Genomic DNA, 22,710 nt, shown 5'->3' on the forward strand with positions numbered 1-22,710 from the left:
GAGGCGCGCTTGCCCTTGTCGTCGGTGAAGGCGACCTCGATGCGGCGATCCGTCGTCTTCGGGAACAGCACGACGCCTTTGTATTGCTCGCCCTCGGCGCCCGGCAGGTCCTGCACCACGGCGTCCTTGCCGTAGCGCTGTTTCAGGCTTCGTTCGGTGTCCTCAGGCGCGATCGGCAAAGCGCAGGTGATCGGGCCTTCCTGCGGCGGGGTGGTCTGGGCGAATGCGGAGGACGCGAGCAGGACGAGAGCAGCGGCGGCGACGTTGCGTATCATCTGGATGCAATTCCAGTTTTCAAAACGAATTGGAGAGTATCGTGCTCGGATGATCCGCCACAACTCGAAAGGCACGGAGACATGTAGAATGGTTGCCGCAATGTGGGATGAGTTTGAGAATGATGATAGCTCCTCGTCTCCGTCATTGCGAGTCAGAAGCGGCCCTCAACGGGCGTCGCGGTGAAGGTCCGCTAAGTGTGCCGAAGCGGCGGATCATCCATTTACCCGAGCTTAGGCATTCCTGTAGCACAACCAAAGGATGTTAACGCGATCGTGGCACCGAACCTCTATTGCGGTCCTGCTCTTCCTTCTGGCAGCCGGTATCTTCCGAGTTGCTGGAGGCTGGGCGTATGGTGAGTCTCCGTACGTCCAATACTTGAAATGGGTGCACCACGATATTCCGCGATTTACCATTCCGGTGCAGCAGATTCAGGGAACTCCCATCACCTTGCAAGCCCGCATCATCGAAAAGCGGCGATATAGCCTGAACCTGTTGATCTATTTCACGGGACCAAAGGAGGAGGTTCTCCTGCGAACTCTCCTCGGAGGTCCCATCGCGCAGCCGATAAACGCGGCAGTGCCGCCCGGCGAGCTTCCTACGACGTTTGGTGTAACCGTCCTCGATCAAGAGAAACGCGTGGTTTATGATCAGACCCGTCTTGCGGACGGGGTCGTCGCTTCGACGGCTTTCTCCCACGCTCGTGGACTTGCGTTGCTATCCTTGGATGAGGGGCTCTACACCCTGAGCATCACGCCCTTGAGTGACGTTTCGGCATTGGCTCCATTCCGGACGGAGATCGAGCTCACCTACTCGGCCAAGTAGTCATCTGTAGCGAGCACAGCAATTGCCGCTTTGGCTCAGAAGCGCCCGTCCACTGCGACCCGTCGGGCAACACACCCCGTCAACCCCTTCGCGCAAAAACATTTTACTTTTCCGAATTTCGGATTTATGGCATACCCTCCTCATCCTGGCCCTGCCAAAGGGGCGTTCGCGACCGTCACGATATGCGGGCCGGGTGGCGGTGGACGCGGCAGCGCCGGCGCGATCCGTGTGGTGACAGGGCGGGCAACCGTGAGTTCTCACACGACGCGGACGACACGGCGCTGAAGAGCGGGATTGTCGGGTGTCGGAGGGTGAGCACACGCGATCCCCCGGCGATCCGGCAAACCCGTCCGCGGACGGAGAAGTCGTGTGGTCCTGACGCCCGGGGTCTGTGCGTCAAGTCCTGCCGTGATGTGGCGGCCGACCGGCGCGCGCATCGGTGATCTGCAGGGCGACGGGGGCAATAGTGCATCGCTCCCCGAGGAGAGCACGAAGGACACCGTTAAAACCATCCGCGCAGGGAAGGCCGGGCGATCGGCCACCTGTGGTCCACCCCCGTGTGCATTTCTACAGCGCACGGACTTGCGGGTGCCGCCGGCGCCCGGCCTTCCCTGCGCCCTTTGGCTTCAGAGAGCGCGAACGAACCGTAAAGCTCGGGCGAAACGCGCCGCGAGAGTGCGAAGGCATGTCTGCGATTTGGAGAGCCAATTGGGAGGGCCATGCGGTTGCCCAGATTTGCTATTGGCGACGATCTCGTGCCCCGGACGCAGCGCAGCGCCTCTTTGACGGTGCGCTGCGTCCGGCGCCCATTTGCAGCAGCGCTGGGTCCCGGCTCTGCGCAGCAGCGTAAGAACGCTGCAGCGCGTCCGGGACATGAGCAGGAGCTACGCCGCCGCGCGCTGGCGTTCGACCATGGCTTCGCCAAAAGCCTCGAACAGCTTTCGGTTGATCGGATTTTGCTGCGGATCGTATTCGGCGTGCCATTGCACGCCGAGCGCAAAGGTCGGGGCTTCCGCGATGCGAATGGCCTCGATGGTGCCGTCCTCGGCGATGCCCTCGATCAACACGCGCTTGCCGGGATCGAGAATGCCCTGGCCGTGCAGCGAATTGACCCTGATCTTCTCGCAGCCGAGCAGCGTTGCGAACGCGCCTCCGGGCGTCAGGTCGACGTCGTGACGGTCGGCGAACACCACGGTCGGATCGGGATGGATCTCGCCGTTCTCGAGCCGCGGCATCCGGTGGTTCATACGGCCTGGGATTTCGCGGATCTCGGGGTGCAGCGAGCCGCCGAAGGCGACGTTCATCTCCTGCAGGCCCCGGCAGATGCCGAACAGCGGAATACCGCGGGACACGCAGGCGACCGAAAGCGCCAGTGCCACCTCGTCGCGGTGGATGTCGTAGGGCTCGTGCCGTTCACACGGGTCGACATTGAAGCGGGTCGGATGGACGTTGGCGCGGGCGCCGGTGAGCACGATCCCGTCGACCACATCGAGCAGCGCACCGATATCGGTGATGTCGGGCGAGCCCGCGAACATCACCGGCAGGCCGCCGGACACCTCGGCCACGGCGCGCAAATTGCGCTCGCCGACCATCTGGACCTGAAATCGATTTTCGACGCGATGGGCATTCCCGATCACGCCGACGACCGGCTTTCTCATCTCCCGTTCCGACCTTCCCCGTTAAGAAGATTCTCCAAACATGCCCTCGGGGTGGAACAAATTCAACACAAGGCTTCGCGGGATGGCAATGCTATTTCGCGCAAATGGTCGGCGGGAGGACGGGCGTGGCACCCTTTCGCACCCGCCGCGTTGGCTCGCTGAGGCCAGGGACGCATCAAATCGCGCAGGGCCCGGCTTGATCCGCGGGGAGGTTTCGCGAAAGAGTGCCTCGCGCCCGCCGCCCTCAAAAAGGACCCGATGTGACCATTTCCGCAGATGAACGGCCCCGGACCCGCACCGATCTGGCTTGGTCGATCTCGGTCGGAGGCATCGGAATCGTGCTGTTTACGGCCATGCTGGTGTTCACCTGGTATTTTGCCACCACCCTGCTTCTGATCTTCGCCGGCATGCTGCTCGGCGTCGGCCTCAACGCGCTGACCAACGCGCTTGGGCGGCGCGTTCACCTGCCCCATGCGGTCCGGCTCGCGATCGTCTGCACTGCGCTCGCCCTCGTGCTCGCAGGCGTCGGCTATCTCGGCGGCGCCACCATCGCCGAACAGGCCACGGCGCTGAGCACCACCATCAAGTCGCAGATCGCCAACGTTAAATCCTTTCTCGACAACCACGGCATAGACACCAGCTTCTTCGACCTCGGCAACGCCGCGCCCGATTCTTCCCCCAATCCCCCATCCGCTCCGACGCCCTCGCCCGGATCGGGTTCGCGGGGCGCCCTCCCGGGCGCCGACGCGCTCGCCTCCAGCGGGGGCGCAATCGTGAGCCAGACCTTCAAGTTGCTCCTTGGCACCATCCACGGGGTGGGAAACATCTTCATCGTGCTGTTCTTGGGGGTCGCTTTCGCAGCCCAGCCCGGCACCTATCGCGGAGGCGTGCTGTTCCTCGCGCCAGCACGGCATCGCGCGCGCACGACCTTGATCATCGATCGCGTCAGCGAGACACTCGAACGCTGGCTAATCGCGCAAATGACCGTCATGCTCGCGGTCGGCCTGGTGACGTGGATCGGGCTCGCCATCATCGGTGTCCCCGCCTCGTTCATCCTGGGGATTCAAGCCGGTCTACTGACCTTCATCCCGACCGTCGGCGCCATCATCGGCGGCATGATCGTCGTGCTGGCGAGCCTCGCCTCCGGTTGGGTGGCAGCGCTGTCAGCTTTCGTCCTGTTCCTCGGCGTGCACGTGATGGAGAGTTACGTGCTGACGCCGCTGCTGCAGCGCCAGGCGCTGGACATCCCGCCGGCCACACTGTTCGCGTTCCAGATCCTGCTCGGCGTCGTGTTCGGAATCTGGGGCCTGGCGCTGGCGCTACCGCTGGTCGCCATCGCCAAGGTCATGATCGACCATTTCAAGACGTATGAGGCGCCGCCCCTGGCGGAGGCGGCCTAGAGCATGATCCGGAAAAGTGTGCAGCGGTTTTCCGAAAAGATCATGCTCCGGAAATGGAGCCCTCAGGTCGTCAGGACTGTCTCGGTGTGCTCGACCTCCGGGGGCGAGGCAAAATACTGGCCGACGAGGCCGCGCCATTCGGTGAAATTCTCGGAGCCGCGAAAATCGACGGTATGGTTCTCCAGCGTGTCCCATTTCACCATCAGCCGGTAACGTTGCGGCTTCTCGATCGACTTGTGCAGCTCGAAACCATGAAAACCCTTGGAGCGGCCGAAAGCGGCCTTGGCCTTGGCGACGGCGGCCTCAAAATCCTTCTCGCTGCCCGGCTTGACGTCGATTTGCGCGATCTCGGTGATCATCGGTTTCCACCCATTTTTGTTCGATGGGCGTGTCTAGCGCAGCCGCCGACAAAGAAAAAGACGCCGAAAAGGCGCCCCGCCCGGTCCAAAAATGCAGATCACTCAGGCCAGCAGCAGAACGGTGCCCGCCACCATGAGCGCACAACCGGCGAACAGCGCAAGCGGCCAATAGCTGCGGCCTTGCGTGTAGCGCCCCTGGGCACGGCGCTCGGTGATCAGCGCCGTCTCGTATTCGTCCGCCGTGGAGAACAGACACGCGAAACCGCCGCGTGCCGAGGCCGCAGCGGCTTCGAGCGACATCAGGGCAGCCTGCGGGTTCTGTCGACGGATCGATTCCATGACCGCAATGGTAGGGATCGAATGGTAAACAGGCGATTACCGCAAGGCCTCCTTGAAGGCTCCCTTGCTCAAGGCTCCTTGCCCTCAAGCCGTAACCGGACGCGCCTGCGGCGCGCCGATCCCTGCCGCGCTCCGGCGGCGCCAGTTCTCCAGCGACAACGGCATCTCCTCAGCCGCCTCGACGCGGTTACGGCCGCCGCGCTTGGCCTGGTAGAGCGCGGTGTCGGCCGAGGCCAGCAACACTTCGAGCTCGGTGCCGGCCGGACCGCCCGCGACACCGATGCTGACGGTGGTGTCGACCGGACCTTCTTCGACCACGACGCCGGAGGTTTCGAAGGCCTCGCGCACGCGCTCGGCGACCAGCACGCCCTCCTCCAGCGAACACGGCAGCAGCGCCGCGAACTCCTCGCCACCGATACGGCCCGACATGTCGGTCATGCGGAGATTGCTGACGACGATGGTCGAGAACAGTTTCAGCATCTCGTCGCCGGCAGGGTGGCCGAAGCGATCGTTGATCGACTTGAAATGGTCGATGTCGAAGATCATCACCGTCACCGGGCGGCCGGCCTTGGCCTCGCGCTCGATCACGCGCCCGCAGGCCTCCGAGAAGCCGCGGCGGTTGAGCATGCCGGTCAGGGGATCGGTGGACGCGGCGGTCCGGTGCGCGGTGACCGTGCGCTCGGACACCAGCATGAAGATCACGAACACGGTGCCGACGGCATAGAGCACGAGCTCGACCGCGAACACGGTGACCCAGATGCTGGTGGAGAAGCCGGCATCGTGCGGACGCAGGAAGCTGCCGAGCAGGATCGGCAGCATCAAGACGCAGCCGTGCATCACCGGCACCACGAAGGCCGGCCAGCGCCGTTGCAGGCTCTTGCGCCGCTCGACCCAGAGTTCGCTCGCGGTCAGCGCCGCATAGACCGAGACGATGCCGGCGCCGATGATCATGCGCAGCATGGACGCCGCGGGATCGAGCAACGTGGCGGCGGCGGCCCAGGCCAGCGCCCCGACCAGCAGACCCGGCCAGTTCGGCTTGCGGCCATGGAAGACGCGCGCCGCATTCCACACCATGCCGCAGGCGACGAAGCCGACCGCGTTCAGCGCGAGGTAAAGATGCGGCCCCAGCCTGTCGCCGGCCGCGGTCCAGAGCGCGACCGATGCGGCGCCGAGAAGATACGCGGTGCCCCACCATTTGAGCGCAGGGCTGTTCTCCTGCCTTCCGAAAAACACCATCATGGCGCCGAGCAGTGCGGCGACCATGGTGGCGACCAAATAGAGCGTGATGCTATCGAGCGACGTCATGTCGGCCCCCTCTTAGACATAGCAGTTACGCGATCGGCACATCCGATTTGCGCGCCCTTCCAGATGCGACGCTATGTCCCGCGAGTTCCATTCAGGTTGTCATCGAGCCGCAAGTTTTCCGGAAACTCGCCATCAATTTGCATACAAACGAACAGCAAAAAGGGCGCTGAAATCAGCGCCCTTTGCATCTCATTGAAGCCGCTTTCGCGGCGAATACGAGAGAAGCGATTAACGCTTCGAGAACTGGAAGGACCGGCGGGCCTTGGCCTTGCCGTACTTCTTGCGCTCGACCACGCGCGAGTCGCGGGTGAGGAAGCCGCCCTTCTTGAGCACGGTACGCAGCTCCGGCTCGAAATAGGTGAGCGCCTTGGAGATGCCGTGACGGACCGCGCCGGCCTGGCCGGACAGACCGCCGCCGGCGACGGTGCAGATCACGTCGTACTGGCCCGAACGCGCGGCCACGGAGAACGGCTGCTCGATCATCATGCGCAGCACGGGACGGGCGAAATAGACCTCGACCTCGCGCGCGTTGACCGTGACCTTGCCGGCGCCCGGCTTGATCCAGACGCGGGCGACTGCGTCCTTGCGCTTGCCGGTGGCATAGGCGCGGTTGAACTTGTCGACCTTCTTCTCGTGCTTGGGCGCGTCGGGTGCGACCGCCGTCTTGAGCTGCGAGAGCTGGTCGAGCGACTGGATGGATTCGGCCATGTTATGCGGCCCTCGTATTCTTGCGGTTCAACTTGGCGATGTCGATCGTCTCGGGCTGCTGCGCCTCGTGCGGATGATCGGCCCCGCCATAGACGCGGAGGTTGCCCATCTGCACGCGACCGAGCGGACCACGCGGGATCATGCGCTCGACGGCCTTCTCGAGCACGCGCTCGGGATGCTTGCCCTCGAGGATCTGGCGCGCGGTGCGCTCCTTGATGTGGCCGACGTAACCGGTGTGCTTGTAGTAGGTCTTCTGCTCGCGCTTGCGGCCGGTGAGGACCGCATGCTGCGCGTTGATGATGATGATGTTGTCGCCGCAATCGACGTGCGGGGTATAGGTCGGGAGGTGCTTGCCGCGCAGGCGCATGGCGACGATGGTGGCGAGGCGGCCGACGACCAGACCCTTGGCGTCGATCAATACCCACTTCTTCGTCACCTCAGCCGGCTTTGCCGAAAAGGTTTTCATGTCAGAGTTTCCGTGGACGGGGAGCATCGGCGCGAACACCGCACCGGACTGGGCCAGTTTCTAGAGAAGACAGGCGCGACGGTCAATGCCGAAGGGCGGAAATTATATACGCAATATCAATAGCTTATAAATATGGTACCAAGATACCCGCAAAAAGCTCAAGTGTTTGGAATGGAATAGGTCGAGGTGACATGGGCGATCGGATCGGGCGAGGTGCCCGACAACAGATTCACCTCCCCGACCGCCAGCCGCTTGCCGAGCTTGAGCAGCCGCGCCTCCGCCAGCACGTCCTGCCCGGGCTGGCCCTTGCGCAGGAAGTTGATGTTGAGATTGGTGGTCACCGCGAGCCCGATCGGGCCGATCGCGGACAACAGCACCACGTACATCGCGAAATCGGCGAGCGCCATCAGTGTCGGGCCGGACACGGTTCCACCTGGCCGCAGCATCCTTTCGCTGTAGCGCTGGCGCAAAAGGCAGGCCTGGCCGTCCGCGCTTTCGATCGTGATGTCGTCGCCGCTGAAAGCCTGGGGAAACTCGTCACGGAGAAACTGCTCGAGCTCCGCCACACTCATTTTCGCTAACGCCATGCTACCCCTCACACTCGCTTCACGTCCCCTGTTACATTAAGTTATCTGCGTCATCCAATTGCAATAATCCAACGGGAAACGCTTCGATGTCCGCCCAGGCCGCCCGCGCCCCCTCTCCGCAACCGCCAATTCTGCTGCGCGAAATGGTCGGCCCCATCGCGGTCCTGACGCTCAACCGCCCAGCTGCCCGCAACAGCCTGTCGGAGGCGATGATCGCAAGCCTGCATGCCCGGCTCAACGAGATCCGCGACGACAAGACCGTCCGCGGCGTGGTGATCGCGGCCAACGGTCCCGCCTTCTCCGCCGGCCACGACATGAAGGAGCTGACCGCGCGCCGCACCGACCCGGATCGCGGCCGCGCCTTCTTCGCCGAGATGATGACCGCCTGCAGCGCGATGATGCAGGCGATCGTGCACCTGCCCAAGCCCGTGGTCGCGTCCGTCCAGGGCATCGCGACCGCCGCGGGCTGCCAGCTCGTGGCGAGCTGCGATCTCGCGATCGCCTCGGAAGCAGCACATTTCGCCACACCCGGGGTCGACATCGGCCTGTTCTGCTCGACGCCGATGGTGGCGCTGTCGCGCAACGTGCCGCGCAAGCAGGCGATGGAGATGCTGCTGACGGGCGAGCCTGTCACGGCCGACCGCGCCCGCGAGATCGGGCTCGTCAATCGCGTGGTGCCCGCCGGCAGCGAACTCGGCGCCGCGATCGAGCTCGCGCAACAGATCGCACTCAAATCGGCCTACACCGTCAAGCTCGGCAAGGAGGCATTCTACCGCCAGGCCGAAATGAGCCTTGCGGACGCCTATCGCTATGCGGCAGAGGTGATGACCGAGAACATGATGGCGCGCGACGCCGAGGAAGGCATCGGCGCCTTCATCGACAAGCGCACGCCGACATGGCGGGATGAGTAGTCAACTCCTCATCCTGAGGAGCCGCGGAACGCGGCGTCTCGAAGGATAGAGGCCCGATGCGGCTTCATGGTTCGAGACGCGCGTGCCGCGCTCCTCACCTGAGGGTCAGAGAAAGAAGAGATGAACCACGACGCCTATCCCGACAATTACATCCGCGCCATCCTCAACAGCGTGAAGTCGATCGCGATGGTCGGCGCCTCGCCGGTCAATGTGCGGCCGAGCTATTTCGCGTTCAAATATCTGGCCCAGCGCGGCTACGACATGATCCCGGTCAATCCCGGCCATGTCGGCAAGGAGTTGCTCGGAAAGCCTTTCGTCGCCTCGCTGTCCGACATCGACCGCCCCGTCGACATGGTCGACATTTTCCGCAATTCCAGCCACATCATGCCCGTGGTCGAGGAAGCCCTCACGCTCGATCCGCTGCCGATGGTGATCTGGATGCAGCTTGGCGCACGCGACGACGCGGCGGCGCTGAAGGCGGAATCGGTCGGTATCAAGGTGGTGATGAACCGCTGCCCCAAGATCGAATATGGCCGCCTGTCGTCCGAGATCTCATGGATGGGCGTCAATTCGCGCACGCTGAGTTCCAAGCGTCCGCCGGCACCGACGCAGGGCATGCGGCTATCCCTCAATCGGATGAGTGTCGGCGGCGGCGACACCGCGGCATCGGATCGCGCCGCCAAAAACAAGACCGAGCAAAGCTGACGCAATTGCGAAGGATTCGTTTCGCGAACGCGACAATGCGTAGCACGATCGTTCCCAAATGATCTCGATGTGAAGCCGCGCCTTGACGGCAGCCGCGGCGCCAATCAGCATGCCGCGCGATTTCAGACCACCAGAACAGGACGCCCTCAATGAGCGATCGCCTTCCGGGATTTTCGACCCTCGCCGTGCATGCCGGTGCACAGCCCGATCCCACCACCGGTGCGCGCGCCACCCCGATTTACCAGACGACGTCGTTTGTCTTCAACGACGCCGACCACGCCGCCTCGCTGTTCGGCCTGCAGGCGTTCGGCAACATCTATACCCGCATCGGCAATCCCACCAATGCGGTGCTGGAAGAGCGCGTCGCAGCCCTCGAAGGCGGCACCGCCGCGCTTGCGGTCGCCTCGGGCCATGCCGCGCAGGTTGTGGTGCTACAGCAATTGCTGCAGCCCGGCGACGAGTTCATCGCGGCGCGAAAACTCTATGGCGGCTCGATCAACCAGTTCACGCATGCGTTCAAGAGCTTTGGCTGGAACGTGGTGTGGGCCGATCCCGACGACATCGCGAGCTTCGAACGCGCGGTCACGCCGCGCACGAAAGCCATCTTCATCGAGTCCATCGCCAATCCCGCCGGCAGCATCACCGACATCGAGGCGATCTCGACGGTGGCGCGCAAGGCGGGCGTACCGCTGATCGTCGACAACACGCTGGCCTCGCCCTATCTGATCCGCCCGATCGACCACGGCGCCGACATCGTCGTGCACTCGCTGACGAAGTTTCTCGGCGGCCACGGCAATTCGATCGGCGGCATCATCGTCGATGCCGGCACCTTCGATTGGTCGACCGGCGGCAAATACCCGATGCTCTCTGAGCCGCGGCCCGAATATCACGGCATCCGGCTCCAGGAGACGTTTGGCAATTTCGCCTTCGCCATCGCCTGCCGCGTGCTCGGCCTGCGCGATCTCGGACCGGCGCTGTCGCCGTTCAATGCCTTCATGATCCTCACCGGCATCGAGACATTGCCGCTGCGCATGCAGAAGCACTGCGACAATGCGAAGGCGGTCGCCGAATTTCTCGCTGGCCATCCGGCGGTGGCCGCGGTGAACTATGCGGGCCTTGCGAGCGACAAGTACAACCAGCTCGCGCGCAAATACGCGCCGAAGGGTGCCGGCGCCGTGTTCACCTTCAGTCTGAAGGGCGGCTATGACGCCGGCGTCAGCCTGGTGTCGAAGTTGCAGCTGTTCTCGCATCTGGCCAATGTCGGCGACACCCGCTCGCTCGTCATCCATCCGGCGTCGACCACGCACAGCCAGCTCGACGACGCCGCCAAGGTCAAGTCCGGCGCCGGCCCCGACGTGGTGCGGCTCTCGATCGGCATCGAGGACAAGGAAGATCTGATCGCCGATCTTGAACAGGCGCTGGGGGCGTAGTCGCCTGGTCGTCCCGGGGCGCAGAAAAAGCGCCCCGGTTAACGGTCATTAACCATATCTGCCGCATACATCGTCATTGGACCGCCCCTTTGATTCGGAGCCGACGATGCTGCGCTGGATGGTGCCTGCCCTTGCGGCGATGATGACGGTCTCAACTGCGATTGCCGCCGATTTGCCGGCCACAGCGAAACGGCGAGCCGCCGCACCGCCGCAGGAGCCGCCAAAAGTCTATGTCGAGACGGATCCGGATGCGCTGATCTCGCCGGCCTATGGCATCGGCAGCTACATCCGCAACCTGCCGGGGACGCCGCTGCTGCCGGGCTCGCACACGCTGCCGGGCTATTACGGCCGCCCGTGGGATTACGATTATCAGGGCGCGTATTACGGCGGAAAGCAGGTCGATTATTTCTGGCGCCTGCCCTATTCGTGCGGCATCTACGGCTATTGCTGAAGAGCGGACCCGATCAGCCGGCCTGACCGACGGGAACCGCGCGCGGCTGCGCTTCGATTGCGCCACGCAAAGCGAGCCTCTCCACCTGCATCACTGCAAGCGTCAGCACTGCGATCGCGACCGCCTGATGCGCGAGCGCGAGATCAATCGGCACCTGGTTGAGCAGTGTGAGGATGCCGAGCACCGCCTGCAGGCTTATCGCCGCGAACAGCCACATTGCGCCGCTCGCCGCCGAACCTGCGCGCGAGCGCACCGCATCGACCGCGTGGAGCGCTGCCAGCGCGAACAGCGCGTAGGCCGTCATGCGGTGCTCGAACTGCACCGTCAGCACATTGTCGAACATGTTGCGCCACCACGGCGTCTCGAACCACAGCCGCTCCACTGAGGGAATGAACGCACCGTCGATCTGCGGCCAGGTGTTGTAGGCACGGCCGGCGCGCAAGCCCGCGACCAGCGCACCGAAATAGATCTGGATGAAGGTCACGACGAGCAGCAGGGCGCTGGTGAAGCGCAACCGCGAAGACACTGCGATCTGCGGGCGCTCAGTGAGCCGCCGCACCGTCCAGACAATGCCGGCGAAGATCAGAAGCGCGAGCACCAGATGCGTCGCCAGCCGGTATTGCGAGACCTCGACGCGTTCCGTCAGGCCCGAGGCCACCATCCACCAGCCGACCGCGCCCTGCAGGCCGCCGAGCGCGAACAACAGCCACAGCCGCCGCTTCAACTCACCCGACAGACCGCCGCGCCAGAGGAAGAACAGGAACGGCAGGAGATAAGCCACGCCGATGAAACGGCCGAGCAGCCGGTGGCTCCACTCCCACCAGAAAATCTGCTTGAACTCGGACAGGCGCATGCCCGCGTTGAGCTCGCGATATTGCGGAATCTTCTTGTAGGCCTCGAACGCCTCGGTCCATTGCGTGTCCGTAAGCGGCGGAACGCTGCCCGTGACCGGCTTCCATTCGACGATCGAGAGCCCGGATTCCGTCAGCCGCGTCGCGCCGCCGACCAGCACCATCAGCGCGATCAGCGCGGCCACGGAGATCAGCCACCAGCGCACGGCGCGATGCGACTCGGACGGGGCGGAAATCGTTGTCATGCGGGACAAAAACCAAAGCTTGAACCGGCAAGGCTTGAACCGGCAAGGCTTGAACCAAACTGCGTGCCCCTTATAGTCCCCCGCTCCCGCAGCGCAAGTTACGCGAAAGCCGCAACATTCCGTCATGACGATCCGCACCCGCAAGTTCCTCGGCACCATCCTGCTCCTGGTGCTCGCCACCGTCTGGGCCCTGCTCGGCATGGCACTGGCACAGATGCCGTGGATCGCCGAATCCGGCTGGCGCCAGGCAATCTATTACGTGGTGGTCGGCATGGGCTGGGTGCTGCCCGCGATGCCGATCGTGAGCTGGATGCAGCGGCCCGACCGGGCCAAGTCTAGCTCGTAGCTCTCCAGCTCGTAGCGCTCTAGTTCGTGGCGCTCTAGCTCGTAGCGCTGCCCGTCGGCTTCACCGGCGGAAAGGCGATGCCGGACACCAGCACCCGCATCATGCGCAGCGAGCGCACCCGCCCATCCCAGCAAATGCGCGGCAGCGCGCGCAAATTGGTGCGTCCCTCCGCATCCACTGTGCCCGGGATCGTCGACACCGCGCTGGCAAAGCCGGCCTCCTCCGCCATGACGACATGGCTGCGCCGGAACGAGGCGCGATCGCCGAATGGAAAGGCCAGATGCCTGATATCGCGACGGAAGGCGGCTTCCGCCACCGCCTTGCCCATCGTCATCTCGCGCAGCGCGGCTGCATCCTTCATGTTGGCGAGAACGGGATAGTTCACAGTCGCATTGCCGATCGTCACGAGCGGATCGGCCGCTAGCCTCGCCAGATCCTCCCAATTCATCGACGCGTCGCGCGAGAGCGCGGCAAGGTCGATGCGGTAGCGCGTGCAGAGATCGTTGATCGCGGCCGACAGATCCGCCGGCGGCAACGAGCGCAGCCAGCTCTCGACGAACGAAAACAGCGCCTGCTTCTGGGCATTATCAGTGACGGTGAAGCGCTGCTCCTTCTCGCCCATCATCAGGATGACACGGCTTTCGCGCGCGATCACCTGTTCGAGTCCGAGCCACCAGGCCTCTCCGACGCCATCGGGGAACGCGGTGGGCACGTAGATCGTGAAGGGCACGGCGTGGCGCGCCAGCACCGGATAGGCAAAGTTGATCAGATCCTTGCCGGCGCCGTCGAAGGTGAGCGCTACGAAGCGTCGCTTGTCCGGCAGCGTCACCGCGCGCCGGCAGACCTCGTCCATGCCGAGAAACTCATACTTCCACCGCTTCAGCGCGCGAATGGCGCGGTCGAGGAAGTGCGGCGTGATCTCGTTCTCGCGCAGCGGCTGGAACGCTCCGCTCCGCCGGGGCCGCACGCGCTCGAAGCGCAGAATCGCGCCGGCGCCACGGCTGCGCAACAACGGTTGGCCGGTGAACCAGGCCAGCTCAAGCCGCAGCCGCTCCAGCCATCTGTCGTCGGATGCCAATATCCCACCTTCACGCCCGTCGGCGTCCGTTCCCTCTCCTATAGTCATTACCCTTTGTTGACATTTCTTTGCAAAGGTCGGCCACAGGCCGAATTACGCGCATTTTTGCTTTCTCGACAGGTTTCGCGGATGACCATGGCTGCGGCGATGCAAAGCCGGACGGCAGAAGCGCCAGCGCGGTCGAAAGCGAGCCGTGTCACGCATGTCGATATCGTGACCGATCTCGGCGCGGCCGAGGCGGTCTGGCGCGCCTTCGAGCAGCCCGGTCACCTCTTCACGCCCTATCAGCGATTTGAGCTGCTCAGTCCCTGGCAGCGCCTGGTCGGCGAGCACGAACGCGCCCGCCCTTTCATCGTCATTGCCCGCGACGCCGAGCATCAGCCGCTCCTGCTGCTGCCGCTCTCGCTGCGCCAGGGCCGCGGCGTGCGCACGGCCTGCTTCATGGGCGGCAAGCATACGACCTTCAACATGGGCCTGTGGAACGCCGAGTTTGCGGCGCGGGTCACTATCGCCGATCTCGACGCGCTGCTTGCGCCGCTGTGCCAGCATGCCGACGTGCTCGCACTGACGCAGCAGCCGCTGCATTGGCACGACCAGCAAAACCCGTTTGCGGCTCTCCCGCGGCAGAGCTCGATCAATGGCTGCCCGTTGCTGACAATGGAGCCGGGAGGCCCGCCCGCATCGCGGATCAGCAATTCCTTCCGTCGCCGTCTGAAGAGCAAGGAGAAGAAGCTCCAGGCGCTCGCCGGCTATCGCTATCACCTGGCGACCACGGACGCGGACGTCACCCGCCTGCTCGACTGGTTCTTCCGCGTCAAGCCGGCGCGGATGGCAGAGCAGAAGCTTCCCAACGTCTTCGCCGAGCCGGGAGTGGAGCAATTCGTTCGCAGCGCCTGCCTTGCGCTACGCGGCGAAGGCCGCGTCATCGACATCCACGCGCTCGAATGCGACGACGAGGTGATCGCCATCTTCGCCGGTGTCGCCGACGGCCAGCGCTTCTCCATGATGTTCAACACCTACACGATGTCCGAGCATGCCCGCTACAGCCCCGGGCTGATCCTGATGCGCTACATCATCGACCGCTGCGCCGAGCGCGGCTACCGTTCGCTCGACCTCGGCATCGGCTCGGACGAGTACAAGCGGATGTTCTGCAAGGACGACCAGGACATCTTCGACAGTTTTGTTCCGCTGACGTCACGCGGAAAACTCGCGGCGATGGCGATGTCCTCGCTGAGCCACGGCAAGCGGCTGGTGAAACAAAACCAGATGCTGTTCGACCTTGCGCAGCGACTGCGACGAGCGTTCGGGTAAGAAATTCCCCGGTTGGGAAACGCTCCCCTGCGGCGCATCCTTCGAGACGCCCGCCTCTGGCGGGCCCTCAGGATGAGGACAAAATTCGCGGCAGCACTTCAACGGATTCCGATCTAGCCAAGCCTCATCCTGAGGAGACCGCGAAGCGGTCGTCTCGAAGGACGAGGCGCTCGCTCGGGCCCCGCGGAGAGGGCAAGGACATCACGCCGCCACGACGCGCGGCGTGTCGCCCGCATCCGACGGCTGCACGGGCCTGCTCAGCATCGTCACCTCGCTGAAGCCGACCGCCTTGAGCTGCTCGCACATCAGCATGCGCGCGTCCGGCGTCATCGACGCATCCGGCACCACCACGGCGCGGGCATGCGCCGTCAGCAGCTCCGCCGGGAGGTCGGAGGCGCTGCCGGCATCGAGCAGCACGTGGTCGTAGGCGCGGAGCAGCGCGTCGACCGCAAGCGTCACCCGCGGCGACTGCAACAGGCTGCGGTCGAAGCCGGCGCGGCCGGCCATGACCAGATGCAGCCGCGAGAGCTTGTCCCGGGTGATGATCTGCGCGAACGACGCCTCGCCCTGCATCAGCTCGGCAAGGCCGGGCGCCGAGGCGTCGACGGACACGGCGGCCATGGTCGGCGAAGACGCGGCGAGATCGACCACGACGACCCGCGCATCGCGTGCCAGATGCCGGGCCAACGTGAGCGTCGACAGCGTGATGGCTTCGCCGGCCGCGGTGCCGAGCACCGTGACTTTCTTCGCCACCGCACCGGCGGCGCGCAGACTATCGGCCAGACGTTCAATCTCCGCGAAGTCGGAGACATCGGCCTCGGCCGTCATCTCCGGCTGAAGCGGCGCGGGTTCTGCCATGACCGGATCGACGACCATCGGCTCGGCGACCATCGGTTCGACAGCCGGTTCGTGGCGAGCCGACGTCCTGGTTTGCGCCGGCGTGAACACGGCCACCGCGCGGGGCGCGGTCTGGCGCAACAGCTCTCCGGTGACGACGACGCCGGACGAGAGCAGCAGCGTCGCGATCGTCGCGATCAGCACGATCGGCAGCTTCTTCGGATAGGCCGGCATGTTCGAGACGATGGCGCGGGAGATGATGCGGCCATCCGTTGGCGCGGTGTCGATGGTCTCGCGGGTGTTGGCTTCACGATACTTTGCGAGATAGGTTTCGAGCAGGTCGCGCTGCGCCTTGGCTTCACGCTCGAGCGCGCGGAGCTGCACGTCCTGGCCGTTGGTGGAGGTCGCCTGCTTCTTGAGCTGCTCGAGGCTCGCGGACAATTCCTGAACGCGTCCGCCGGCGGCGCGCGAGTCGTTTTCGAGCGTGCGGGCAAGCTTGGCGGCCTCGTCCCGGATCTGGGTGTCGAGGTCGGCGAGCTGCGCCTTCAATTCCTTGATGCGCGGATGGTTACCGAGCAACGTCGACGATTGCTCGGCCAGCTGGGCCCGCAACGCCACGCGCTGCTGGGATGGCGTGCGCATCGATTCCGAGTTCAGCACTTCCGACGATTCGATCGGTTTTCCGCTCTGGATCATCTCGCGGATCAGGCGCGCCTTGGCCTCCGCATCGGCCTTCAACGCACGCGCATTGTTGAGCTGGGTGTTGACCTCGCCCATCTGCTGGTTCGACAGCGTCGTGTTGTTGGTGCCGATGAACAGGCTCGACTTGGAGCGGAAATCCTCGGCCTTCGCCTCGGCCTCGGAAACGTTCCGTCGCAGCTCGTCGATCCTGCCGGCATACCATTGGCTGGCGTTTCGGGCCTGATCCTGACGCGCATCCTGCTGGAGCACGAGATAGCCGTCGGCGATCGAATTGGCGACGCGCACGGCGAGATCCGGATCGGCGGACTGGAATTCGATCACGATCACGCGCGACTTGTCGACGGCATAGGCCTGGAGGCGCTCGTAATAGGCATCCAGCACCCGTTCTTCCGGCGTCATCGAGAACGGATCGCGGCCGATGCCGACCAGCGCCGCAAGCGACTTCAGCGGCGAAATGCCTTGCAGCACCGGATCGAATTCGGGCCGCTCCGCAAGCTTGTTCTTCTTGATGATCTCGCGCGCGAGATCACGCGACAGCACGAGCTGCACCTGGCTGGTGACGGCCTCGGCGTCGAGCGCCTGCCGCTCCTCGGCGCGATCGCTGTTGGGGCGAAGAAACACGTTCTCGCGGCCGTCGATCAGGATGCGGGATTCGGACTTGTAGCGCGGCGTGACGAGATTGACGATCGCGACGGACGCGACGAGCGCCAGCACCGTCGGCACGATGATCCAGCCGCGCTTGCGCGCCAACGCCGCGCCGAGGGCGTGAAGGTCGATGTCGCCGGATTCGACCGGCGGCTGCCTCGGCGCAACGGGCGCAGGCTTTGCTTCAATCCGAGGCTCGGGTTCGGCCCGCATGACTTCGGCTTTGGCCTTCGAGACAGCCCGCTCGACCACCGCCTTGTCCTTGCCGGCACGCCAGAACGCTATACGCATCGAACACTCCCGCAGGGGCAACGCCACGAACCTACCTCAACCGGGGCGATTACACTCCATTAAGGTTGCCGCTGGGTTAATCGCGGCATGTGGCCGCTCGCGCAGGCGTGCTCGTCACCGTTTGTTAACCACGAGGGCTCTTAATCCGTCTCGATATTTCGTGAGAATTGTTCGAGCATTCGTCGTCGAGCGCTGGTTTTGATCATGCCCCCCTCTCCCGACCAGCCACTCCGCATCCTGCACGCCGTGCGCGCTCCGGTCGGCGGCATCTTCCGCCACATCCTCGACGTCGCCAATGGCCAGGTCGATCGCGGCCATCATGTCGGCATTCTCGCCGACAGCCTCACCGGCGGCGAGCGCGCCGACAAGGCCCTTGCCGAGCTCGCACCGCGGCTGAAGCTCGGCGTGCACCGGATGGCGATCCGCCGCGAACCGTCGCCTGACGATGTCCTGGTGTGGCTTCGCTTGCGGCGCCTGATCGCGACGCTCAAGCCCGACGTCATGCATGGCCACGGCGCCAAGGCCGGCGCTTTCATCCGCATGCGGGGGCGTTCCGACGACACTATCCGCATCTACACCCCGCATGGCGGCTCGCTGCACTATCCTCTCAACACCCTCAAGGGCGAGTTTTACGCGCGGCTCGAGCGCGCGCTGATGGGCGCGACCGACCTGTTCCTGTTCGAAAGCGCGTTTGCCCGCGACACCTATCAGCGCATCGTCGGCACGCCGAAGGGCGTGGTGCATTGCGTCTTCAACGGCGTGACACCGGAAGAATTCGAGCCGGTTATCATCGCCGATGACGCCACCGACCTCGCTTATGTCGGTGAGTTCAGGCACATCAAAGGCGCTGATTTGCTGGTCGATGCGGTGGCGCGCCTGCACGAGGGCGGCAAGAAAGTCACCCTGACGCTCGGCGGCGATGGCGAGGAAACCGCGGCGCTGAAGGCACAGGTCGAGAGGCTCGGCCTGACCAGCGCCATCCGCTTCATCGGCCACGTCAAGGCGCGCTACGGCTTTTCCAAGGGGCGGCTGCTGGTCGTTCCCTCGCGCGGCGATTCCATGCCCTATGTGGTGATCGAGGCCGGTGCCGCCGGCATTCCGATGATCGCGTCCAAGATCGGCGGCATCCCCGAAATCTTCGGCGCCGACAGCCCCGCCTTGTTCGCGCCGAGCGACCCTGAGGCCATGGCGGAGGCGATCGCCGCAGCGCTGGACGATCCGCAAGCGACCGCGCAACGCGCGACATCCCTGCGCGAGCGCATCTCCGCGCATTTCTCCCAGCAGGCAATGGTCGACGGCGTGGTCGCGGGTTATCGCGACGCATTTACCAATCACTAACCATCCTTAAGACCGCTTTAGAGAATCTTCCGATTTGTCCGATAATCGATGTGCCAGGGGATGCTCGCCCGGGGCGCAAGGACGCGGCCCGCGGGTATTTGGAATGGACGTGGACGCCCGTGGAACCGCTCAACGCACGCTCGATGCTCGACGCCGCGACCAGCGCCGCGGCGAAGTCGGCTGACCAGCCGTTTGTAGAGCGCCGTCGCCGGCTCTCGCCCGCAGCGCTCGACGTCGTCAACCAGAAGGTCGCCCGTGCCTACTCGCCGATCGTGATCACCGGCTTCGTTCGGCTGGCCGATTTCGCGCTGTTGAGCCTCGTCGGCATCGCGCTCTATCTCGGCTATGTCATGCCGCGCGCCGGCTTCTTCAGCTGGGCTTATCCCGCGCAGATCATCGCCGTCGCCATCTCCGCCGTGGTTTGCTTCCAGGCCGCCGACATCTATCAGGTGCAGCTGTTCCGCGGTCAGCTCCGGCAGATGACGCGCATGATCTCGTCCTGGTCGTTCGTCTTCCTGCTGTTCATCGGCGCATCCTTCTTCGCCAAGTTCGGCAGCGAAATGTCGCGGCTGTGGCTTGCCGCCTTCTACATCCTCGGGCTCGCCGCGCTGGTCAGCGAGCGTCTGGTGCTGCGCTCGCTGGTGCGCGCCTGGGCGCGCGAGGGCCGGCTCGACCGCCGCACCATCATCGTCGGCTCCGACCGCAACGGCGAGCAGCTGGTGGAAGCGCTGAACGCGCAGGAGGATTCCGACATCCACGTGCTCGGCGTGTTCGACGACCGCAACGACAGCCGCGCGCTCGACACCTGCGCCGGCGCGCGCAAGCTCGGCAAGGTCGACGACATCGTCGAGTTCGCCCGCCGCACCCGCGTCGATCTCGTGCTGTTCGCGCTGCCGATCTCCGCGGAGACGCGCATCCTGGAGATGCTGAAGAAGCTCTGGGTGCTGCCGGTCGACATCCGCCTCTCCGCGCACACCAACAAGCTGCGCTTCCGTCCCCGCTCCTATTCCTATCTCGGCGAGGTGCCGACGCTCGACGTGTTCGAGGCGCCGATCACCGACTGGGACCTGGTGATGAAATGGCTGTTCGATCGCGTCGTCGGCGGCCTTGCGCTGCTTGCAGCCCTGCCGGTGATGGGGCTGGTGGCACTGGCTGTGAAACTCGACAGTCCCGGCCCGGTGCTGTTCCGCCAGAAGCGTTTCGGCTTCAACAACGAGCGCATTGACGTCTACAAGTTCCGCTCGATGTATCACGATCAGGCCGACCCGACCGCTTCGAAGGTCGTGACCAAGAACGATGCGCGCGTCACCCGCGTCGGCCGCTTCATCCGCAAGACCAGCCTCGACGAGCTGCCGCAGCTCTTCAACGTGGTCTTCTCCGGCAATCTCTCACTGGTCGGCCCGCGCCCGCATGCGGTGCAGGGCAAGCTCCAGAGCCGACTGTTCGACGAAGCCGTCGACGGCTATTTCGCCCGCCACCGGGTCAAGCCCGGCATCACCGGCTGGGCCCAGATCAACGGCTGGCGCGGCGAGATCGACAATGAAGAGAAGATCCAGAAGCGCGTCGAGTTCGACCTCTATTACATCGAGAACTGGTCGGTGCTGTTCGATCTCGTCATTCTGCTGAAGACGCCGATCTCGCTGCTGACCAAGAACGAGAACGCGTATTGAGTTTTGTCGTGCCCGAGCCTCACTGTCGTCGCCCGGCTTGACCGGGCGATCTAGTAATCACCGGCAGCGAGAACTGCCACGAATGGCCCGGGATACTGGATGCCCCGCCTTCGCGGGGCATGACGAAAGTTGACCACTAGTTGCGTAAAAGCGTGAGCGTGTGATGGCGTATGCGGCGACAGCCGGGGAGATGAATGCAAGCGTTCGTGCTGCGCCCGGCGTGCTGGCGCTTCAGCGCGCGCTGGTGTGGCTGGTCGGCGCCTCCGGCGCCATCGTCTTCATCGAGCCGAGCCCCTACGAGATCGTGACGCTGCTGGCCACCGCCATCTTCTTCGCCACCGGTCTCCGCCTGCGGCTCGCGCTGATGCCGCTGCTGCTGATGCTGGTCCTGCTCAACATCGGATACACCATCAGCGCGATTCCGCTGTTCGAACAGTCCGAGGTGGTGAGCTGGATCGCGACCTCCTGGTACATGGCGGTGACTGTCCTGTTCTTCGCCATGGTCGCCTCGGAAGACACCGCGGCCCGGCTCGACATGCTCCGCCGCGGCCTCGTGGTCGGCGCCATGGTCGCCTCGCTGTCGGCGGTCGCCGGCTATTTCCACCTGGTTCCCGGCGGCGACGACCTCCTCACGCTTTACGGACGCGCGCGCGGCACCTTCAAGGACCCGAACGTGCTCGGCGCCTTCCTGATCCTGCCGGCACTGTTCGCGCTCCAGAGCGTAGTCCTGGACAAGTTCGGCAAAGCCTTCCGCAACGTCTTCGCGTTCGGCATCATGTCGCTGGCGATCCTGCTCGCCTTCTCCCGCGCCGCATGGGGCGGGCTGGTGCTGACCGCAGCCTTCATGCTGGCGCTGATGGTGCTGACCAGCCGCACCAACGCGCAGCGCTCGCGCATCATTGTCATGGCGATCCTGGCCGCGGTGCTCGGCCTCGCGCTGATCGCGGTGTTGATGTCGTTCGATTCCACCGCCGAAATGTTCAAGCAGCGCGCGAGCTTTGACCAGAGCTATGATGAAGGCCGGTTCGGCCGGTTCGGGCGGCACATCCTGGGGGCGGAGATGGCGCTTGACCTGCCGTTCGGCATCGGCCCGCTGCAATTCCACCGCTTCTTCCCCGAGGACACCCACAACTCCTACCTCAACGCCTTCATGTCAGGCGGCTGGCTGTCGGGCATCTGCTATCCCGCGCTGGTCTTCACGACCGTCATCATGGGCATCAGGCACATCTTCGTCCGCGTGCCCTGGCAGCGCGCTTATCTCGCGATCTTCTCCGCCTTTGTCGGCACCGTCGGCGAAAGTTTCGTGATCGACACCGACCACTGGCGGCACTTCTGGATGATGCTGGGCGCGATGTGGGGCATGATCGCGGCCGCGCAGATCTACAAGTTCAAGGATATGACCGTTCCGATGGAATCGGAACGGTAATATCTGGTTTCCTGTCGACGCGTTTTCTTGACACGAACCGGTATCCACTTCGCTTGAAAACGCTCTAGCGACGAAGCTTCTTCAACTTGAGATCTGGACGCTTCTCCGGCGGCGTGTCGAGCAGGCCCTTCAGCGCCGCGGTCGCCGCAAGCACGCCCTTGTAGCCCTCATTGGCGAAGCGCAGCAGCAGGCGCAGATCCGCGTCGGAATAGCCGCCGAAAACCTTCTCCATGGCCTGCTGCATCGGCACATAGAACTGGCCAATTTTCATGGCCGCCTCCGGCACGACGGAAATGAAGACCTTGCGGCGGTCTTCCTCGTCGCGCTCGCGGCGCACCAAGCCTGCTTTTTCGAGCCGGTCGACCACACCGGTGATGGCGCCCGTCGTCAGGCCCGTGACTTCGGCGAGCCGCCCGGCGGTGACGCGGCCTTCAAGATAGAGAATATCCATGCATTCGAGGTCGGAATTGGCAATTCCGGCAACGTTCGCAACGGTCTGGCCGTAGAGCACGCCCTGCGCGGACGACCTGCGCATCGCCTCCTCGAGCTCCTG

General features: G+C 64.5%; 22 protein-coding genes and 1 pseudogene. 11 read left to right on the top strand and 12 right to left on the bottom strand.

Translation table 11 applies throughout. The features are described from left to right. Positions 1-275: pseudogene (locus IVB31_RS10675) on the bottom strand (hypothetical protein); the annotation flags it as partial. 385 nt (positions 276-660) lie between these two features. Between IVB31_RS10675 and IVB31_RS10680 the strand changes: the two are divergent. After that, a complete protein-coding gene (locus IVB31_RS10680; RefSeq protein ID WP_247322091.1) occupies positions 661-1,098 on the top strand; it encodes a DUF5625 family protein in 438 nt (145 codons plus the stop codon). An 884-nt stretch (positions 1,099-1,982) separates the two neighbouring features. Here IVB31_RS10680 and IVB31_RS10685 read toward each other — a convergent pair. Further along, positions 1,983-2,756, bottom strand: a complete 774-nt coding sequence (locus IVB31_RS10685) for a gamma-glutamyl-gamma-aminobutyrate hydrolase family protein (RefSeq protein WP_247321597.1) — start codon at positions 2,754-2,756, stop codon at positions 1,983-1,985. 260 nt (positions 2,757-3,016) lie between these two features. Here IVB31_RS10685 and IVB31_RS10690 point away from each other — a divergent pair, with 260 nt between their 5' ends. After that, positions 3,017-4,156, top strand: a complete 1,140-nt coding sequence (locus tag IVB31_RS10690; protein ID WP_247321599.1) for an AI-2E family transporter — start codon at positions 3,017-3,019, stop codon at positions 4,154-4,156. 62 nt (positions 4,157-4,218) lie between these two features. Here the strand turns inward: IVB31_RS10690 and IVB31_RS10695 are convergent, their stop codons facing one another. The 6 genes from IVB31_RS10695 to IVB31_RS10720 all read right to left on the bottom strand — a co-directional run bounded on the left by IVB31_RS10695 (position 4,219) and on the right by IVB31_RS10720 (position 7,920). Next, entirely contained in the window at positions 4,219-4,515 is a 297-nt protein-coding gene (locus tag IVB31_RS10695) for an antibiotic biosynthesis monooxygenase family protein (protein ID WP_247321601.1), read from the bottom strand. 102 nt (positions 4,516-4,617) lie between these two features. Next, on the bottom strand, positions 4,618-4,854 hold the full coding sequence (locus IVB31_RS10700) for a hypothetical protein (RefSeq protein WP_247321603.1): 237 nt from the start codon (positions 4,852-4,854) through the stop codon (positions 4,618-4,620). A gap of 84 nt (positions 4,855-4,938) precedes the next feature. Beyond that, the gene (locus tag IVB31_RS10705; protein ID WP_247321604.1) at positions 4,939-6,159 is read right to left on the bottom strand and encodes a GGDEF domain-containing protein; all 1,221 of its coding nucleotides are present in this window, start codon (positions 6,157-6,159) and stop codon (positions 4,939-4,941) included. Positions 6,160-6,387: 228 nt separating this feature from the next. Beyond that, on the bottom strand, positions 6,388-6,867 hold the full coding sequence (rpsI, locus tag IVB31_RS10710; RefSeq protein WP_129272122.1) for a 30S ribosomal protein S9: 480 nt from the start codon (positions 6,865-6,867) through the stop codon (positions 6,388-6,390). 1 nt (position 6,868) lies between these two features. Next, the gene (gene rplM, locus IVB31_RS10715) at positions 6,869-7,333 is read right to left on the bottom strand and encodes a 50S ribosomal protein L13 (RefSeq protein WP_247321605.1); all 465 of its coding nucleotides are present in this window, start codon (positions 7,331-7,333) and stop codon (positions 6,869-6,871) included. A gap of 158 nt (positions 7,334-7,491) precedes the next feature. After that, entirely contained in the window at positions 7,492-7,920 is a 429-nt protein-coding gene (locus IVB31_RS10720) for a PaaI family thioesterase (RefSeq protein WP_247321606.1), read from the bottom strand. Positions 7,921-8,006: 86 nt separating this feature from the next. Here IVB31_RS10720 and IVB31_RS10725 point away from each other — a divergent pair, with 86 nt between their 5' ends. The 4 genes from IVB31_RS10725 (at position 8,007) to IVB31_RS10740 (ending at position 11,417) form a co-directional block, all read left to right on the top strand. Next, positions 8,007-8,831 carry an enoyl-CoA hydratase gene (locus IVB31_RS10725; RefSeq protein ID WP_247321607.1) on the top strand — a complete coding sequence of 275 codons (825 nt, stop codon included), beginning with the start codon at positions 8,007-8,009 and terminating at the stop codon, positions 8,829-8,831. 120 nt (positions 8,832-8,951) lie between these two features. Continuing rightward, on the top strand, positions 8,952-9,536 hold the full coding sequence (locus IVB31_RS10730) for a CoA-binding protein (RefSeq protein ID WP_247321608.1): 585 nt from the start codon (positions 8,952-8,954) through the stop codon (positions 9,534-9,536). A 149-nt stretch (positions 9,537-9,685) separates the two neighbouring features. Then, a complete protein-coding gene (locus tag IVB31_RS10735; protein ID WP_027567230.1) occupies positions 9,686-10,966 on the top strand; it encodes an O-acetylhomoserine aminocarboxypropyltransferase in 1,281 nt (426 codons plus the stop codon). Positions 10,967-11,072: 106 nt separating this feature from the next. Beyond that, positions 11,073-11,417 carry a hypothetical protein gene (locus IVB31_RS10740; RefSeq protein WP_247321609.1) on the top strand — a complete coding sequence of 115 codons (345 nt, stop codon included), beginning with the start codon at positions 11,073-11,075 and terminating at the stop codon, positions 11,415-11,417. A gap of 13 nt (positions 11,418-11,430) precedes the next feature. Here the strand turns inward: IVB31_RS10740 and IVB31_RS10745 are convergent, their stop codons facing one another. After that, a complete protein-coding gene (locus tag IVB31_RS10745) occupies positions 11,431-12,513 on the bottom strand; it encodes a COX15/CtaA family protein (protein WP_247321610.1) in 1,083 nt (360 codons plus the stop codon). 124 nt (positions 12,514-12,637) lie between these two features. Between IVB31_RS10745 and IVB31_RS10750 the strand changes: the two genes are divergently transcribed. Further along, positions 12,638-12,859 carry a DUF2842 domain-containing protein gene (locus IVB31_RS10750; RefSeq protein WP_007603477.1) on the top strand — a complete coding sequence of 74 codons (222 nt, stop codon included), beginning with the start codon at positions 12,638-12,640 and terminating at the stop codon, positions 12,857-12,859. 34 nt (positions 12,860-12,893) lie between these two features. Here IVB31_RS10750 and IVB31_RS10755 read toward each other — a convergent pair whose 3' ends face one another. Then, entirely contained in the window at positions 12,894-13,937 is a 1,044-nt protein-coding gene (locus IVB31_RS10755; RefSeq protein WP_247321612.1) for a polysaccharide deacetylase family protein, read from the bottom strand. A 129-nt stretch (positions 13,938-14,066) separates the two neighbouring features. On the opposite strand from IVB31_RS10755, the gene IVB31_RS10760 reads away from it, so the two are divergent. After that, a complete protein-coding gene (locus IVB31_RS10760; protein ID WP_247321614.1) occupies positions 14,067-15,248 on the top strand; it encodes a GNAT family N-acetyltransferase in 1,182 nt (393 codons plus the stop codon). A gap of 201 nt (positions 15,249-15,449) precedes the next feature. Here the strand turns inward: IVB31_RS10760 and IVB31_RS10765 are convergent, their stop codons facing one another. Beyond that, the gene (locus tag IVB31_RS10765; RefSeq protein WP_247321617.1) at positions 15,450-17,723 is read right to left on the bottom strand and encodes an exopolysaccharide transport family protein; all 2,274 of its coding nucleotides are present in this window, start codon (positions 17,721-17,723) and stop codon (positions 15,450-15,452) included. A 204-nt stretch (positions 17,724-17,927) separates the two neighbouring features. Between IVB31_RS10765 and IVB31_RS10770 the strand changes: the two genes are divergently transcribed. From IVB31_RS10770 to IVB31_RS10780, 3 genes are all read left to right on the top strand, one after another. Then, positions 17,928-19,061 (top strand): glycosyltransferase family 4 protein, encoded by a 1,134-nt coding sequence (locus IVB31_RS10770; protein ID WP_247321619.1) that lies wholly within the window; start codon positions 17,928-17,930, stop codon positions 19,059-19,061. A gap of 119 nt (positions 19,062-19,180) precedes the next feature. Next, positions 19,181-20,731: an undecaprenyl-phosphate glucose phosphotransferase gene (locus IVB31_RS10775; protein WP_247321621.1), complete on the top strand. Its 1,551-nt coding sequence runs from the start codon at positions 19,181-19,183 to the stop codon at positions 20,729-20,731. A gap of 163 nt (positions 20,732-20,894) precedes the next feature. Beyond that, positions 20,895-22,157 carry an O-antigen ligase family protein gene (locus IVB31_RS10780; protein ID WP_247321623.1) on the top strand — a complete coding sequence of 421 codons (1,263 nt, stop codon included), beginning with the start codon at positions 20,895-20,897 and terminating at the stop codon, positions 22,155-22,157. 64 nt (positions 22,158-22,221) lie between these two features. Here IVB31_RS10780 and IVB31_RS10785 read toward each other — a convergent pair whose 3' ends face one another. Then, positions 22,222-22,692, bottom strand: coding sequence for a MarR family transcriptional regulator (locus tag IVB31_RS10785; RefSeq protein ID WP_247322114.1), 471 nt, complete (start codon positions 22,690-22,692; stop codon positions 22,222-22,224). Between the last annotated feature and the right edge of the window lie 18 nt (positions 22,693-22,710).

Source organism: Bradyrhizobium sp. 21 (genome assembly GCF_023073335.1).
Lineage (GTDB): Bacteria > Pseudomonadota > Alphaproteobacteria > Rhizobiales > Xanthobacteraceae > Bradyrhizobium.

Bases quoted from the DNA above. Each gene is read 5' to 3' on its own strand.
- IVB31_RS10735 (WP_027567230.1), top strand. From the start codon at position 9,686: ATGAGCGATCGCCTTCCGGGATTTTCGACCCTCGCCGTGCATGCCGGT.
- rplM (WP_247321605.1), bottom strand. From the start codon at position 7,333: ATGAAAACCTTTTCGGCAAAGCCGGCTGAGGTGACGAAGAAGTGGGTA.
- IVB31_RS10780 (WP_247321623.1), top strand. From the start codon at position 20,895: ATGGCGTATGCGGCGACAGCCGGGGAGATGAATGCAAGCGTTCGTGCT.
- IVB31_RS10750 (WP_007603477.1), top strand. From the start codon at position 12,638: ATGACGATCCGCACCCGCAAGTTCCTCGGCACCATCCTGCTCCTGGTG.
- IVB31_RS10785 (WP_247322114.1), bottom strand. From the start codon at position 22,692: ATGCGCAGGTCGTCCGCGCAGGGCGTGCTCTACGGCCAGACCGTTGCG.
- IVB31_RS10765 (WP_247321617.1), bottom strand. From the start codon at position 17,723: ATGCGTATAGCGTTCTGGCGTGCCGGCAAGGACAAGGCGGTGGTCGAG.
- IVB31_RS10745 (WP_247321610.1), bottom strand. From the start codon at position 12,513: ATGACAACGATTTCCGCCCCGTCCGAGTCGCATCGCGCCGTGCGCTGG.
- IVB31_RS10695 (WP_247321601.1), bottom strand. From the start codon at position 4,515: ATGATCACCGAGATCGCGCAAATCGACGTCAAGCCGGGCAGCGAGAAG.
- IVB31_RS10705 (WP_247321604.1), bottom strand. From the start codon at position 6,159: ATGACGTCGCTCGATAGCATCACGCTCTATTTGGTCGCCACCATGGTC.
- rpsI (WP_129272122.1), bottom strand. From the start codon at position 6,867: ATGGCCGAATCCATCCAGTCGCTCGACCAGCTCTCGCAGCTCAAGACG.
- IVB31_RS10725 (WP_247321607.1), top strand. From the start codon at position 8,007: ATGTCCGCCCAGGCCGCCCGCGCCCCCTCTCCGCAACCGCCAATTCTG.
- IVB31_RS10740 (WP_247321609.1), top strand. From the start codon at position 11,073: ATGCTGCGCTGGATGGTGCCTGCCCTTGCGGCGATGATGACGGTCTCA.
- IVB31_RS10770 (WP_247321619.1), top strand. From the start codon at position 17,928: ATGCCCCCCTCTCCCGACCAGCCACTCCGCATCCTGCACGCCGTGCGC.
- IVB31_RS10720 (WP_247321606.1), bottom strand. From the start codon at position 7,920: ATGGCGTTAGCGAAAATGAGTGTGGCGGAGCTCGAGCAGTTTCTCCGT.
- IVB31_RS10685 (WP_247321597.1), bottom strand. From the start codon at position 2,756: ATGAGAAAGCCGGTCGTCGGCGTGATCGGGAATGCCCATCGCGTCGAA.
- IVB31_RS10700 (WP_247321603.1), bottom strand. From the start codon at position 4,854: ATGGAATCGATCCGTCGACAGAACCCGCAGGCTGCCCTGATGTCGCTC.
- IVB31_RS10760 (WP_247321614.1), top strand. From the start codon at position 14,067: ATGACCATGGCTGCGGCGATGCAAAGCCGGACGGCAGAAGCGCCAGCG.
- IVB31_RS10730 (WP_247321608.1), top strand. From the start codon at position 8,952: ATGAACCACGACGCCTATCCCGACAATTACATCCGCGCCATCCTCAAC.